Raw genomic sequence first — 14,596 nt, forward strand, 5'->3', positions numbered from 1 at the left:
GCGAAGAAGGCCGCGCCTGCGAAGAAGGCCGCGCCTGCGAAGAAGGCCGCGCCTGCGAAGAAGGCCGCGCCCCCCGCCAGGAAGGCAACGACCCCCGCGAAGAAGGTCGCCGCGCCGCCTACTAAGAAGGCAGCTCCGGCGAAGAAGGCCGCGCCCGCGACGAGGGCCGCGGCACCCGCCAAGAAGGCCGCGGCACCCGCCAAGAAGGCCGCTCCCGCCAAGAAGGCCACCGTGGCACCCGCCACGAAGGCCGCCGCTACCCCTGCCAAGAAGGCGGCTCCGGCCACCAAGAGAGCGCCCACCGCCAAGGCCCCCGCCCGGACGGCTCCGGCCACCAAAGCCCCCGCCCCGCGCGCGCCCAGCCGGCCGAGCGCGCCGGCAAGCAAGCCGGTCGCCCCGCCCACGCCGCCGGCCCCCCGCGCCGAGAAGTGGACCGCAGCCGAGGTGCGGGCGCTGCGCGCGGAACTGTCCGCGGACATGGAACGGCTGCGCACAGAGATCGCCGCGGCCCGCAACGAACGGGAATCACTGCTGCGCGACTACGGCGACGGTTCCGGCGAGGACCAGGTCGACGCGGGCACCAAGACCTTCGAGCGCGAGCACGAGATGTCGCTGGCAAACAACGCCATGGACATGCTCCAGCAGGACGAGCGGGCGTTGGCCCGGCTCGACGACGGCAGCTACGGCCAGTGCGAATCCTGCGGCAACCCGATCGGCAAGGAGCGCCTGCAGGCGTTCCCCCGGGCCACCCTCTGCATGTCCTGCAAACAGCGACAGGAGCGTCGCTGACTACGCATTGTGGCCTCCGTAGCAGCCGTTTACCGTTTCGTGACAATTCGGACATTCGGCATTGGGGAAGAGGTGAGAACCTGTCGCAGTGAGTGACCTCGCCGCGGCCGAACCTCCCCCCGCAACGCTGCGGCCGTTGACGGCAGCCCCCCGCTTGGTGTCGGTACACACCGCGCGCCAGCCCGAGCGGACCCGGTCCGCCCGCATTCCGCGCATCGTCGTGCTGTTCTCCGTCGCGGTCTTCGTCTACCTCAGCGACGTGCTCACCAAATTTCTCGCGGTGGCCCTGCTCACCGAGGACGACCCGGTCCGGATCCGGCACACCAGGATCACCCTGCGGTTGATCCGCAACCCCGGCGCCGCGTTCGGTCTGGGCGTGGGCGCCACGGTGCTGTTCACACTCATCACCGCGGTGGTCATCGGGGCCGTGTTGCGTACTGCGCGGCGGTTGGACAGCCTGCGCTGGGCAGTGGCCCTGGGGCTCCTGCTGGGCGGTTCGCTGGGCAACCTCAGCGACCGGCTGTCCCGCGCGCCGGGCCCGCTGCGCGGGCACGTGGTGGACTTCGTGGACATCCCGGGCTGGCCGATCTTCAACCTGGCCGACGCCTACATCTGCCTTGCGGGGCTGCTGATCGTCCTGCTGGCGCTGCGCAACGTCCCGATCTCGGGTCGCCACCGCCGCCGCTGAGTGATTAGCCTCCCTGGCGTGGCCGGGGGAGAATTGCGTGCGCTGCCGGTGCCCGACGGGCTGGACGGCGAGCGGGTGGACGTCGCCCTGGCTCGGCTGTTCGGACTGAGCCGCTCCCGCGCCGCGGACCTGGCCACCGCCGGTCGGGTGGCGATGGATGGCGCCCAGATGGGCAAGTCCGATCGGTTGGCCGCCGGTGGCTGGCTGGAGGTGGAACTGCCCGTCGACGAGCAGCCCACGGCCGAGGTCGTCGCGGAGACCGTCGAGGGCCTGACGATCGTGCACGACGACGAACACATCGTGGTCGTGGACAAGCCCGTCGGGGTGGCCGCCCATCCCAGCCCCGGCTGGACCGGCCCCACGGTGATCGGCGGGCTGGCCGGCGCCGGTTACCGCGTCTCCACCGGCGGGGCCGCGGAGCGGCAGGGCATCGTGCACCGGCTCGACGTGGGCACCAGCGGGCTGATGGTGGTGGCCAAGTCCGAACGTGCGTACACGCTGCTCAAGCGGGCGTTCCGGGAGCGCACCGTGGAGAAGATCTACCACGCGCTGGTGCAGGGCCATCCCGACCCGAGCCGGGGAACCGTCGACGCCCCGATCGGCCGGCACCCGGTGCACGACTACAAGTGGGCGGTGGTCTCCGAGCAGCAGGGCGGGCGGCCCAGCGTCACCCACTACGACACCCTCGAGGCGTTCCCACACGCCAGCCTGCTCAGCATCAAGTTGGAGACCGGGCGCACCCACCAGATCCGGGTGCACATGGCTGCGTTGCGCCACCCGTGCGTGGGTGACGCCACCTACGGGGCCGACCCGACGCTGTCCGCCCGGCTGGGCCTGACCCGGCAGTGGTTGCACGCCGTCTCGTTGTCCTTCGAGCACCCGGACACCGGCCAGTGGGTGTCGTTCACCAGCGAGTACCCGGCGGATCTCGCGCATGCCCTGGCCGCGGTGGGCCATAGCTGAGGGGGCATAAGGTTCGGCCATGCCCACGTCGTTCAGCGGCATTCCCGCCGCCGCACTGGACTTCTACGAGGACCTCGAGGTCGACAACTCCAAGTCGTTCTGGACCGCGCACAAGGCCGTCTATGACGAGTCCGTGCGGGCGCCCATTGAGGAGTTGGCCGGCGCGTTGGCCGACGAGTTCGGGCCCGGCAAGTACTTCCGGCCCTACCGCGACGTCCGGTTCAGCGCCGACAAGACCCCGTACAAGACCCACCAGGGCGTCTGGTTCGACCAGGCCAAGACCTACTTCCACATCTCTGCGGCCGGCCTGTTCGTAGCCGCGGGGTATTGGCGCACCTCGCCCGCGCAGGTCGCGCGACTGCGCCGGGCCATCGACACCGAGCTGCCCGGCGAGGCGCTGGAGAAGGCCGTCGCCGCGATGACCAAGAAGGGCTTCGAGATCGGCGGCGAGCAGCTGACCCGGGTGCCCAAGGGGTTCGACAGGGAGCATCCGCGCGCGGACCTGCTGCGGCACAAGACGCTCACCTCGCACCGCGATGTCGGCTGCCCGGACTGGCTGCACACGGCCAAGGTCAAGACCGAGATCGCCAAGATGTGGCGGAACCTCCAGCCGCTCACGTCGTGGCTGGACAAGCACGTCGGACCGGACTGAGGGCCCCACCGCGGCGCCCGCCACGCCTGATCTGGCCCTTGTGCCACACCCGTCACAACCCGGATCAAGATCGCCGGTGCGACGCGCCGGGCCGGCCTGGACGGAGCCGGCCGGGGACAAAATTGTCGGAACCGGCGGTTAGTGTTCGGCCCAGTCCCGGGCGTGTCCGGGGCGATGGAACGGCGGGAGGGGTGCACGTTGGGGACCCCGACCGGCAACGGACGTAGCGACTCCTTCGTGCACCTGCACGTGCACACCGAGTACTCGATGCTCGACGGCGCGGCCCGGCTGGACGATCTGTTCCGCGGCTGCGAGCAGATGGGCATGCCTGCGCTGGCCATGACCGACCACGGCAACGTGTTCGGCGCCTACGATTTCGTGAAGAAGGCCAACGCGGCGGGCATCAAACCCATCATCGGCATGGAGGCCTACCTCACCCCCGGCACGCACCGGGGCGAGCGCACCAGGGTGCGCTGGGCCGACGGTGGCGAGGACGACGTTTCCGGGTCCGGGTCCTACACCCACATGACGCTGCTGGCCACCGACAACAAGTCGATGCACAACCTGTTCCGGCTGTCCTCCCGGGCCAGCCTGGAGGGGTTCTTCTACAAGCCGCGCGCGGACCGGGAACTGCTCGAGGAGTACGGCAAGGGCCTGATCGCCACCACCGGATGTCCGTCCGGGGAGATCCAGACCTGGCTGCGCATCGGGGACTACGCCAAGGCCAAGCAGGCGGCGTCGGACTTCCGGGACATCTTCGGTGCGGAGAACTTCTTCTGCGAGCTGATGGACCACGGCATCGGCATCGAGAAGCGCGCCCACGACGGGCTGATGCGGCTGGCCAAGGACCTCAATCTGCCGCTGGTCGCGACCAACGACCTGCACTACGCCGCCGCCGAGGACGCCTCCGCGCACGAGGTGCTGCTGTGCGTGCAGTCCGGCAAGACGCTGGCCGACCCGAACCGGTTCAAGTTCGACGCCAGTGACTTCTACCTGAAGAGCCCGGCGGAGATGCGCGGGCTCTGGCAGGACCAGTACGGGCTGCGCGAGGCGTGCGACAACACCCTGCTGATCGCCGAACGCTGCCAGATGTCCTTCTCCAGCAGGAATCTGATGCCCCGTTTCCCGGTCCCGGACTCCGAGACCGAGGAGACCTGGCTGCGCAAGGAGGTGGCCCGCGGGCTGGCCACCCGGTTCCCCGGCGGGGTGTCCGAGACGCACCGCAAGCAGGCCTCCTACGAGACCGACATGATCATCAAGATGGGGTTCCCGGGGTACTTCCTGGTGACCGCGGACCTCGTGCAGTACGCCAAGGACAACGGCATCCGGGTCGGGCCCGGCCGTGGGTCCGCGGCCGGGGCGCTGATCGCCTACGCGCTGGGCATCACCGAGCTGGACCCGCTGGAGCACGGCCTGATCTTCGAGCGGTTCCTCAACCCCGAGCGCATCTCGATGCCCGACATCGACATGGACTTCGACGAGCGCCGGCGCGGCGACATGATCCGCTACGCCACCGAGAAGTACGGCGAGGAACGCGTCGCGCAGATCATCACCTACGGCACCATCAAGGCCAAGGCGGCGATCAAGGACGCCTCCCGGGTGCTTGGCTACCCGTTCGCGATGGGCGAGCGCATCACCAAGGCGATGCCGCCCGCGGTGATGGGCAAGGACATCCCGCTGTCCGGGATCTTCGACCCGAAGAACTCTCGGTACGGCGAGGCCGGTGAGTTCCGGGCGTTGTACGAGTCGGACCCCGATGTGAAGAAGGTGGTCGACACCGCCAAGGGCCTGGAGGGCCTCAAGCGCCAATGGGGGGTGCACGCCGCGGGCGTGATCCTGTCCGCCGAGCCACTGCTCGATGTGATCCCGATCCAGCGACGCGAGCAGGACGGCGCGATCATCACCCAGTTCGACATGGGTGCCTGCGAGTCGCTCGGCCTGCTGAAGATGGACTTCCTGGGCCTGCGCAACCTCACCGTGCTCGACGACTGCCTGTACAACATCACGCTCAACGGCGGCCGGCCGTTGGTGCTGGAGACCCTGAAACTGACGGACCGTAAGGCCTACGAGCTGCTGGCCCGGGGCGACACGCTCGGCGTCTTCCAGCTCGACGGCGGTCCGATGCGCTCCCTGCTGCGTTCGCTGGCCCCGGATAGCTTCGAGGACGTTTCCGCGGTGCTCGCGCTGTACCGGCCGGGCCCGATGGGCGCCAACGCGCACAACGACTACGCCGACCGCAAGAACGGCCGCAAGCCGGTCGAGCCGATCCACCCGGAGCTCGCCGAACCGCTGGCCGACATCCTCGGCGACACCTACGGCCTGATCGTCTACCAGGAACAGGTCATGGCCATCGCGCAGCAGCTGGCCGGGTACTCCCTGGGGGCCGCGGACCTGCTGCGCCGGGCGATGGGCAAAAAGAAGAAGGAGATCCTGGACAAGGAGTACATCCCGTTCTCCGGGGGGATGAGGGCCAACGGGTACTCCGAGGGCGCGATCATGACGCTCTGGGACATCCTGGTCCCGTTTTCCGACTATGCGTTCAACAAGGCACACACCGCCGGCTACGGCCTGGTGTCCTACTGGACCGCGTATCTCAAGGCCAATCACCCCGCCGAGTACATGGCGGCGTTGCTCACCAGCGTGCGCGACGACAAGGACAAGTCTGCGCTCTACCTCAACGAGTGCCGCCGCATGGGCATCAAGGTGTTCCCGCCGGACGTCAACGCCTCCGACGCCAACTTCACCCCACGCGGGCAGGACATCGTGTTCGGGCTGTCCGCGGTGCGCAACGTGGGCACCGGGGTGGTCGCGGGCATCGTTGCCGCGCGCGCGGAGCAGGGCGCGTTCACCGATTTCCAGGACTTCCTGCGCAAGGTGCCCGCCACCGTGTGCAACAAGAAGACCATCGAGTCGCTGATCAAGGGCGGCGCCTTCGATTCCCTCGGGCACACCCGCCGGGGTTTGCTGCAGGTCCACGAGCGGGCTATCGACGCGATCATCGACGTGAAGCGCAACGAGGCGATCGGCCAGGACTCATTGTTCGGCCCGCACTCAATGGGCACTGGCGACGACGCGGGCCCGGGCGCGGAGACCATGTTCGACGTGGAGATCCCCACCGCCGAGTGGGACAAGTCCATGTTGCTCGCGCACGAGCGGGAGATGCTCGGGCTCTACGTCTCCGACCATCCGTTGCAGGGCATCGAGCACGTGCTGGCCGCGGTGGCGGACTGCTCGATCGCGGCGTTGGCCGACGCGGAGGACCGCGCCGAGGGGTCGATGATCACCGTGGCCGGACTGGTCACCGGGGTGGCCCGCAAGATGACCAAGCAGGGCAACCAGTGGGCGATCGCCACCGTCGAGGACCTCGGCGGGGCGATCGAGTGCATGTTCTTCCCCGCGGTCTATGGGGTGGTCGGGCCGCTGCTGGCCGAGGACACCGTGGTCGCGGTCAAGGGCCGATTGGACCGGCGGGAGGACGTGCCCCGCATCGTCGGTTCCGAGTTGTCCCTGCCGGACGTCTCGCGCAGCGCCTCCGGCCCGGTCGCCGTGCACCTGCCCGCGGTGCGCTGCACCCCGCCGTTGGTGGAACGGCTGCGCGAGGTACTCGCCGCACACCCCGGCCCGACCGAGGTGCATCTGCACCTGCAGGCCCGGGCGCGGACCACCGTGATGCGGCTGGAGAAGGGCCCCCGGGTGACCGCCTCGCCCGCACTCATGGGTGATTTGAAAGCGCTGCTCGGCTCGTCCTGCCTCGGTTGAATCGCGGGACCCTGCAATGAGTGGCGACGGTAGGAGCCGCTCCATGACTTTCGCAGGTCAGCCGAACGTACGGATTCAGCCGACGACCGGATGGTCCGCGGCTCCGGCTCTGGCGTGGCCGGCCCACGCGGTTGCACCCTTGTCGTTGTCAGGGAGTACCCGGGGTCGGTGCCGCTGGAGGTGCGGGGTGCGGATGGTGGGGGCGCGTGCCCAGCGATCGAGGATGGTGCTCGCGGCGTGTGCCGCCGCGGTTGTCCTCGCGGCGCTGTTCGCGGGCGCGGGGCTGGCCACCGGCGTCGGCTCCACCGACCACACCCCGGACGCCAAGACCAGCACGGTGCGGGACATCGCCCGCTGAGGCGAGCGGCCGATCGGGATCATCCGAACGCGTGCCCCGATTCGGTGCGGCGTCCGTGTCGTGGTGGACTAGGAGCGTGGGCACCCGGACCAGGACCGATCGTCGTCGTGGTCCCAGAATCCTCACCGCCGCGCTCAGCGCGGCAATCCCCGCGCTGCTCACCCTGCTGCTCGCGCCCTACGTCGGGATGCTCTGGGAGTGGGTGGCGCCCGCGCCGACCTACATCAATCTCGGCGGCGCGATCTACCTGAAGAACCAGGACACCTCCGAGTTCATCAATGCCGATCTCTGGTTCTTGATCATCGGGCTGGCGGTCGGGGTGCTCAGTGGCGGTTTGGCTTACTGGCGCTACCGCAAGGCGTTGCCGGCCATGATCGGACTGACTGTGGCCGCGTTCGTGGCGGCGATGATCGCCCGGCACGTCGGGGTGGAGTTCTCCCCGCCGCCCATCGCGCAGGCCGCCGCCGGCACCCCGGACGGCGCCAGCGTGCACGCGGCGATCGTGCTGCAGGCGCACAGTCTGCTGCTCAGCTGGCCGGTGGGGGTGCTGCTCGCCTACGTCTGCCTGATCGCCGGCCTGGAACGGGCGAGCGAACGCTCAGTTGAGGCTCTGCCCGCGGCCGATGAGGTCGGTGCCGGGGAGGGACGGGAGATGGGTGAGGAGCTGCCGTTCGCGACGCAGCAGAGCGAGCTCGGCTCGTAGCCGGGTGGCGGCGTTCGGCTCGGAAAGCAACTGCTGTTTGTCGCGCAGATCCAGCACCATCGCCGCGGCCACCAGATAGGACAACAACAGCGGGTCGGTGGGCAGCTCCTGATTGGTGCGCGGAGCCTGGCCTGCCGAGCTGAGCATTCGGTCGACGTAGTCCAGGTAGGCGGCGGTGGTGGCCCGGGCCAGCGCCGCCGCGTCCTCGCCGGGCTCCTCGTCGAGATAGGTGACCTCGCCGACCAGGTACATCCCGGACGCGTCCACCTCGTGCAACCGGAAGCGCCGGGTGCCGGTGGTGAGGATGTCGAAGCGGCCGTCGGGCAGTGCCTCGACGTGACGCAGGGTGGCGGTGCAGCCCACGTCGTACAGCCCGGGCTGCGCCTGTCCGGCCTCCCGGCCGCTGGAGATGGCGATCACGCCGAACGCCGCGGGCTGCTCGGCGCCGCCGGTCAGGTCACCGACCAACTGCCGGTAGCGCTCCTCGAAGATGTGCAGCGGCAGCTGCAACCCCGGATACAGCACGGTGCTCAGCGGGAACAGCGGTAGCCGCTCGGTCACGGGCCCGAGCCTAGAGCCGGAGGAGAACGCGCGGGTCGGCCGAATGCTCGACGCGGCGCCGGCGCCGAACCGACGCTCATGGCCGGACAGCTAAATGAGGGGGCCAATCCGGGCGCCGCCGTAGACTCGAGGGGTGATTCCCGTCCTCGACCTGCGCGGATACGCCCTTCACGGGCCCGCCGACGTCCCGCGTGAGCTGCTGCCCCGGGCCGCGGCCGACGTGGCGACCACGCTGGAGGCGGTACGGCCGATCTGCGACGACGTGCGGGCCCGCGGCGTGGCCGCGGTGCTGGACTACGCCGAGCGCTTCGACGGGGTGCGGCCGGCGAGTACGCGGGTGCCGGCCGAGGTGCTGGACAAGGCGCTGGTCGATCTGGACCCGGCGGTCCGCGAAGCGCTGGAAGAGGCCGCCCGGCGAGCGCGGATTGTGCACTCCGCGCAGCGCCACCCGGACGCGGTGATCGACGTCAGCCCGGGCGGGGTGGTCACCGAGCGCTGGGTGCCCGTGCGCCGGGTCGGGCTCTACGTGCCCGGCGGCGTGGTCGCCTACCCGTCCAGCGTGGTGATGAACGTGGTCCCGGCGCAGGTGGCCGGGGTGGAATCACTCGCGGTCAGCTCCCCGCCGCAGGTGGACAACGACGGCTGGCCGCACCCGGTGGTGCTGGCCGCGTGTGCGCTGCTCGGCGTGGCAGAGGTCTACGCCGCCGGCGGCGCGCAGGCCATTGCGATGTTCGCGCACGGCACCGAGGAGTGTGAGCGGGTCGACCTGGTCACCGGGCCGGGCAACGTCTACGTGGCCGCGGCCAAGCGGCTGCTCAAGGGCATCATCGGCATCGACGCCGAGGCCGGCCCGACCGAGATCGCCATCCTGGCCGACGCGGGTGCGGACCCGGTGTACGTCGCTGCGGACCTGATCTCGCAGGCCGAGCACGACGAGAACGCCGCATGCCTGTTGGTCACGCCGAGCGCGGCGTTGGTGGACGCGGTGCAGGTCGAGGTCGACCGGCAGCGCGGGGTCTCGCTGAACCAGACCCAGGTGAACTCGGCGTTGGCCAACTCCTCCGCGCTGGTGTTGGTCGCCGATCTGGACGCCGGATTGGCGGTGGTCGACGAATGGGCCGCCGAGCACCTGGAGATCCTCACCGCGGACGCGGCGGCGATGGCCCGCAAGGTGCGCAACGCGGGTGCGATCTTCATCGGGCCGTGGGCGCCGGTGAGCCTGGGGGACTACCTGGCCGGGTCCAACCACGTGCTGCCCACCGGCGGCACCGCGCGGCACAGCGGCGGGCTGTCCGTGCACTCGTTCCTGCGCAGCGTGCACCTGGTGGAGTACGGCGAGGACGCGTTGCGCGAGGTGGCCGGGCACATTGACGCGCTCGGCGGAGCGGAGCACCTGCTGGCGCACATCAATGCCGTGCGCGTTCGAGTCCCCCGCGAGGATTGATGGACACCGATCTGCCGTTGCGGGACGACCTGCGCGGGCTGTCCGCGTACGGGGCGCCGCAGCTCGACGTCGCGGTGCGGCTGAACACCAACGAGAACCCGTTCGGGCCGTCGGTGGCGCTGGCCGCGGATCTGGCCGCGGCGGTGCAGGAGGTGGCGCTGTCGCTGAACCGCTATCCGGACCGAAACGCCGAGGCGCTGCGGTTCGATCTGGCCGAGTATCTCGGTTACGGCCTCAGCGGGGACTGCCTCTGGGCGGCCAATGGCTCCAACGAAATCATCCAGCAGATGTTGATGGCCTTTGCTGGGGCCGGTCGCACGGCGTTGGGTTTCGAGCCGTCCTACTCCATGCACCGGCTGATCTCACTGGCCACGCAGACCGAGTGGATCAACGGCTACCGCGAGGCCGACTTCACTCTGGACGTTGACCACGCGCTCGCGCAGGTCGCCGAGCACCGGCCGGACGTGGTGTTCCTGACCTCGCCGAACAATCCCACCGGTACTGCGCTGCCACTCGAGGTGATCGAGGCGGTCTACGACGCCGCGCCGGGCATGGTGGTGGTGGACGAGGCGTACGCGGAGTTCGCCCGAGACGGCGTACCCAACGCGCTCAGCATCCTGGCGGGCCGCAAGCGCCTGGTGGTCTCGCGAACGATGTCCAAGGCGTTCGCCATGGCCGGGTTGCGGGTCGGGTATCTGGCCGCCCACCCAGAGGTGGTGCAGTGTCTTGCCTTGGTGCGACTGCCCTATCACCTCTCCGAGTTGACCCAGGCCGCGGCGCGGGTCGCGTTGCGCCATCAGGTGGATCTGCTGCGCACGGTCGCGCAACTGCGCGAGGAGCGGGACCGGTTGGTCGCCGAGCTCGCCGCGCAGGGTTGCGTGGTGGTGCCCTCGGACGCCAACTTCGTGTTGTTCGGCGGGCTCACGGACGCCGCAGCGGTCTGGCGTGCGGTGCTCGATCGCGGTGTGCTGATTCGGGATGTCGGATTGCCTGGCTGGTTGCGGGTGACCGCCGGCACCCCGGAGGAGAACGAGACGTTCCTCGAGGCCTTGCGCGCCGTCCGCAAGCAGAGCCCGGATTTATTCGTCCAGGAAGGAAGCTGACGCGATGTCACGCACCGGTCGGGTGGAGCGGGTGACCAAGGAGTCCTCCGTTCTGGTCGAGGTCGATTTGGACGGCAGCGGCAAGCTGGACATCGCTACCGGCCTCGGCTTCTACGACCACATGCTCTCCCAGTTGGGCAAGCACGGCCTGTTCGACCTCACCGTGAAGACCGAGGGCGATCTGCACATCGACTCCCACCACACCGTCGAGGACACCGCGATCGCGCTGGGCACCGCATTCCGCCAGGCGCTGGGCGACAAGGCCGGGGTGCGTCGATTCGCGGATTCGCTGGTTCCGTTGGACGAAACCTTGGTGCGGGTCGCGGTGGATCTCTCGGGGCGGCCGTATCTGGTGCACACCGAGCCCGACGGGCAGGCCCCGATGATCGGGGAGTACGACACCAAGCTGACCCGGCACGTGTGGGAATCCTTCGTCAACGCCGCGCAGATCACCCTGCACGTGGACGTGCTGCGCGGGCGGATTGCGCACCACATCGCCGAGGCGCAGTTCAAGGGCGTGGCCCGAGCGCTGCGCGAGGCGGTGGCCATCGATCCGCGGGAAAGCGGCGTGCCGTCCACCAAGGGCACGCTGTGACCCTCGTTGCGTCCGAAGAACTGTGGGTGCCCGGACACTGTTCTTCGGACACAACGGGGGTGGAGGGGTGACGGCGCCCAAGGTGGTGGTGCTCGACTACGGGTCGGGCAACCTGCGCTCCGCACAGCGAGCCTTGGAGCGGGTAGGGGCGCAGGTCGAGGTGACCGCGGACCGCGCGGCAGCGGAGGGCGCCGACGCTCTGGTGGTGCCCGGTGTCGGGGCGTACGCGGCGTGCATGGTCGGCCTGCGTGACGTGAGCGGACCCGAGATCATCCGCGAACGGCTGGGCGCAGCGCGTCCGGTGCTGGGCATCTGCGTGGGCATGCAGGTGCTGTTCGAGCGTGGCGTGGAGCACGGGGTGACCACCGAGGGCTGCGCGCAGTGGCCGGGCGTGGTGGAACGGCTGACCGCACCGGTGCTGCCGCACATGGGCTGGAACACCGTGGACGTGCCCGAGGACACCGTGTTGTTCAAGGGGATCGGTGACGCCCGCTTCTACTTCGTGCACTCCTATGCCGCGCGGGAGTGGACGCGGGGGGCAGCCGGGCCGGCCGGCGCGCCGCTGGTCACCCGGGCCACCCACGGTGAGCCGTTCGTGGCCGCGGTGGAGGACGGGACCTTGTGCGCCACCCAGTTCCATCCGGAGAAGTCCGGGGACGCGGGCGCGGCGCTGTTGGAGAACTGGCTCCGCACGTTGAACTGACGGAGCATCAGTCATGGCCAAGGAACGCGCCGTCCGGCGCGCCCAGCGCGAGGCCGAGGCGGCGGCGCGGGCCGCGCAGCGAGCCAAGGAGGTCGCTCGGGCGGTCCGGCGGCGGGCGTGGCGGGATCGGCTGCGGTCGCTGCTGCCGTCCCGTCGACCGCGTCCGGACAGCGTGTTGGCTCAGCGCCGGCGCACGGAGAACCTGATCGTGCTCGGGCTGTTCGCGCTCGCTCAACTGCTGGGCTGGATGGTCCTGCACAGCGTCCGGGCCAGTTTGGGCCTGCTGTTGTTCAGCGCCTTCGTGCTGCCCGTGGTGCTGACCCTCGCTTTCGACCGCCGCAGCCGGTGATTCACCCGATCGAGTGAACGTTCGTTGCAGACTGTTGATGGAAAGTGACGGTGGGTAGTTCTGGGCGTATGAAACGATTCCGCATCCCTGTTCTCGTCACCGCGCTGTGTGCGTCGCTCCTCGCCGGACCGGTGGGCACGGTGTCCGCGGCGACCGGGCCGCCGCTGGTCCGGCCGGCGTTCACCGTGGCGCCCGCGAACGGTGCCACCGTGGGCGTTGCGCAGCCACTGGCGGTCACTTTCGCGCAACCGGTCGCCGATCGGGCCGCGGTGCAGTCCTCGCTGCAGGTCACGACGACACCGTCGGTACGCGGCGCCTGGTATTGGCTCGACGACCAGCACCTCGATTACCGACCGGAGCATTTCTGGGCGGCCGGTACCCGTGTGGCGCTGCGCACCGGGCCGGGGGCGCCGGTGTCCGCGTTTACTGTCGGGCGGGATCAGGAGATCCGGGTGGACGCCCGCCACCACCGCATGGTGGTGTTGCGCGACGGCGTGCCGATCAAGCGCTTCCGGGCGAGTACCGGCAAGGACGGTTGGGAGACCCGCAACGGCACCGAGGTGATGATGGAGCGGGTCGGCGCCAAGCACTGGACGCCGGGCTCGATCAACGCGCCCGAGCAGTACTCGCTGTACTCGAAATACGCCATCCGCATCACGCAGAGCGGCGAGTTCGTGCACGACGCCCCGTGGACTCACAAGAAGATCGGCAAGCACAACACCACCCACGGCTGCGTCGGGTTGCACACCAACGACGCCAAGTGGATCTGGCAGCACAGCATGGTCGGCGACCCGGTGATCGTGCACGGGTCGTCGCGGGACGACCAGGCCGTGGCGAATCGCTACGACGACTGGAACATCCCGTGGGCGACGTGGGTGAAGGGCGATGTCGGCAAGCACTGATTGATCATCAGATTCTTTACCTGAATGGGAAGTACGGGTCCACCGGCAGGGCCGAAACTGTCGGTGGTCGCGCGTAGGTTCGTCTCATGGACACCGGGCCGGTGCAGGCATTCGCGGAGTTGGAGTCCGCGCTGTGCGAGGTCCGCAAGACCTTCGAGAACCTGTGGCAGTTGCACGAGCACGACGTGGTGGATCTGATCCGCCGCCAACACCTCGCGCTCGCCCAGTTGCAGTTCCTCGGGTTGGATCTGCTCACCGAGGCGCGACAACGCTCGATCCCGGATCGCCACGCCGCGACCTCACCGCAGAACTGGCTGGGCGGATTGTTGCGGCTCACCCCGGGTGAGGCCAAACGCCGGGTGCGGGTCGCGGAGGCGTTGACCAACCGCTACCGGGACACCGCCGCGGCCTTCGCCGAGGGACTGGTCGAGGAGGATCAGGCCGCGGTGATCGCCACCCTGATCGACGGACTGCCCGATTGCGCCACCCACGAGCAGCGCCGGCGCGCCGAGGCGTTCCTGCTGGCGCAGTCCCGCGTGCTGGATGCCGACGGGTTGCGTGGGTTGGGCAAGAAGATGCACGAGGTGATCGACCCCGACGGCACCCTGGAACGCGAGCGCGAGGCCAAGCACAAGCGGGCCGCGCACTTCCGCAACCACGGGGACGGGACCCAGACGTTCAACTGGCGCGACACCGACGAGATGATGGCCACGCTCAAGGCCGCCCTCGACCCGTTGGCCGCACCCCGACCCGCCCAGAACGGTGAGGCGGACCCGCGGCTACCCTCCCAGCGCCGCGCCGATGCCATCAGCGACCTGGTCGGTCTCGCGTTACGCGGTGACCAGCTACCGAAAAACCGCGGCAACCGCGCGCACCTGCTGGTGGTCATCGGCGAGGAGAACATGCGCACCGCCCGCGGCCTCGGCGTCACCGGTTCGGGAGAGGACCTGACCGCGGCGGCGATCAAACGCATCGCCTGCGACGCGAAGATCACCCCGGTGCGCATCGACGGCAACGGCGTGCCCCT

The 14,596-nt window shown here is 69.6% G+C and carries 15 protein-coding genes; 14 read left to right on the forward strand and 1 reads right to left on the reverse strand.

The genetic code is table 11. The features are described from left to right. From VGJ14_16065 to VGJ14_16095, 7 genes are all read left to right on the forward strand, one after another. On the forward strand, nt 1-789 hold a 789-nt coding region (locus tag VGJ14_16065; GenBank protein ID HEY2833946.1), incomplete at its 5' end, for a TraR/DksA family transcriptional regulator. Nucleotides 790-925: 136 nt separating this feature from the next. Continuing rightward, on the forward strand, nt 926-1,477 hold the full coding sequence (gene lspA, locus VGJ14_16070; protein ID HEY2833947.1) for a signal peptidase II: 552 nt from the start codon (nt 926-928) through the stop codon (nt 1,475-1,477). 18 nt (nt 1,478-1,495) lie between these two features. Beyond that, nucleotides 1,496-2,440, forward strand: coding sequence for an RluA family pseudouridine synthase (locus VGJ14_16075; protein HEY2833948.1), 945 nt, complete (start codon nt 1,496-1,498; stop codon nt 2,438-2,440). 19 nt (nt 2,441-2,459) lie between these two features. After that, nucleotides 2,460-3,092, forward strand: a complete 633-nt coding sequence (locus VGJ14_16080) for a DUF2461 domain-containing protein (protein HEY2833949.1) — start codon at nt 2,460-2,462, stop codon at nt 3,090-3,092. Between the two features lie 198 nt (nt 3,093-3,290). Next, nucleotides 3,291-6,851: a DNA polymerase III subunit alpha gene (gene dnaE, locus VGJ14_16085; protein HEY2833950.1), complete on the forward strand. Its 3,561-nt coding sequence runs from the start codon at nt 3,291-3,293 to the stop codon at nt 6,849-6,851. A gap of 223 nt (nt 6,852-7,074) precedes the next feature. Beyond that, nucleotides 7,075-7,209 carry a hypothetical protein gene (locus VGJ14_16090; protein ID HEY2833951.1) on the forward strand — a complete coding sequence of 45 codons (135 nt, stop codon included), beginning with the start codon at nt 7,075-7,077 and terminating at the stop codon, nt 7,207-7,209. Nucleotides 7,210-7,285: 76 nt separating this feature from the next. Further along, nucleotides 7,286-7,912 (forward strand): hypothetical protein, encoded by a 627-nt coding sequence (locus VGJ14_16095; GenBank protein HEY2833952.1) that lies wholly within the window; start codon nt 7,286-7,288, stop codon nt 7,910-7,912. Here the strand turns inward: VGJ14_16095 and VGJ14_16100 are convergent. Continuing rightward, nucleotides 7,808-8,473: an LON peptidase substrate-binding domain-containing protein gene (locus VGJ14_16100; protein HEY2833953.1), complete on the reverse strand. Its 666-nt coding sequence runs from the start codon at nt 8,471-8,473 to the stop codon at nt 7,808-7,810. The genes VGJ14_16095 and VGJ14_16100 overlap by 105 nt on opposite strands. Nucleotides 8,474-8,606: 133 nt before the next feature. Between VGJ14_16100 and hisD the strand changes: the two genes are divergently transcribed. The 7 genes from hisD to VGJ14_16135 form a co-directional block, all read left to right on the forward strand. Beyond that, nucleotides 8,607-9,917, forward strand: a complete 1,311-nt coding sequence (hisD, locus tag VGJ14_16105) for a histidinol dehydrogenase (GenBank protein HEY2833954.1) — start codon at nt 8,607-8,609, stop codon at nt 9,915-9,917. Beyond that, nucleotides 9,917-11,020, forward strand: a complete 1,104-nt coding sequence (locus VGJ14_16110) for a histidinol-phosphate transaminase (protein HEY2833955.1) — start codon at nt 9,917-9,919, stop codon at nt 11,018-11,020. The genes hisD and VGJ14_16110 overlap by 1 nt, the downstream gene beginning before the upstream one ends. Nucleotides 11,021-11,024: 4 nt before the next feature. Continuing rightward, a complete protein-coding gene (hisB, locus tag VGJ14_16115; protein HEY2833956.1) occupies nt 11,025-11,615 on the forward strand; it encodes an imidazoleglycerol-phosphate dehydratase HisB in 591 nt (196 codons plus the stop codon). A 67-nt stretch (nt 11,616-11,682) separates the two neighbouring features. Then, nucleotides 11,683-12,318, forward strand: a complete 636-nt coding sequence (hisH, locus tag VGJ14_16120; protein ID HEY2833957.1) for an imidazole glycerol phosphate synthase subunit HisH — start codon at nt 11,683-11,685, stop codon at nt 12,316-12,318. A 13-nt stretch (nt 12,319-12,331) separates the two neighbouring features. Then, nucleotides 12,332-12,667, forward strand: a complete 336-nt coding sequence (locus VGJ14_16125; protein HEY2833958.1) for a hypothetical protein — start codon at nt 12,332-12,334, stop codon at nt 12,665-12,667. A gap of 68 nt (nt 12,668-12,735) precedes the next feature. Further along, entirely contained in the window at nt 12,736-13,569 is an 834-nt protein-coding gene (locus VGJ14_16130) for a L,D-transpeptidase (protein HEY2833959.1), read from the forward strand. Between the two features lie 86 nt (nt 13,570-13,655). Further along, the coding region (locus tag VGJ14_16135) for a DUF222 domain-containing protein (GenBank protein HEY2833960.1) at nt 13,656-14,596 on the forward strand (941 nt) is incomplete at its 3' end.

The organism is Sporichthyaceae bacterium, assembly GCA_036493475.1.
Lineage (GTDB): Bacteria > Actinomycetota > Actinomycetes > Sporichthyales > Sporichthyaceae > DASQPJ01.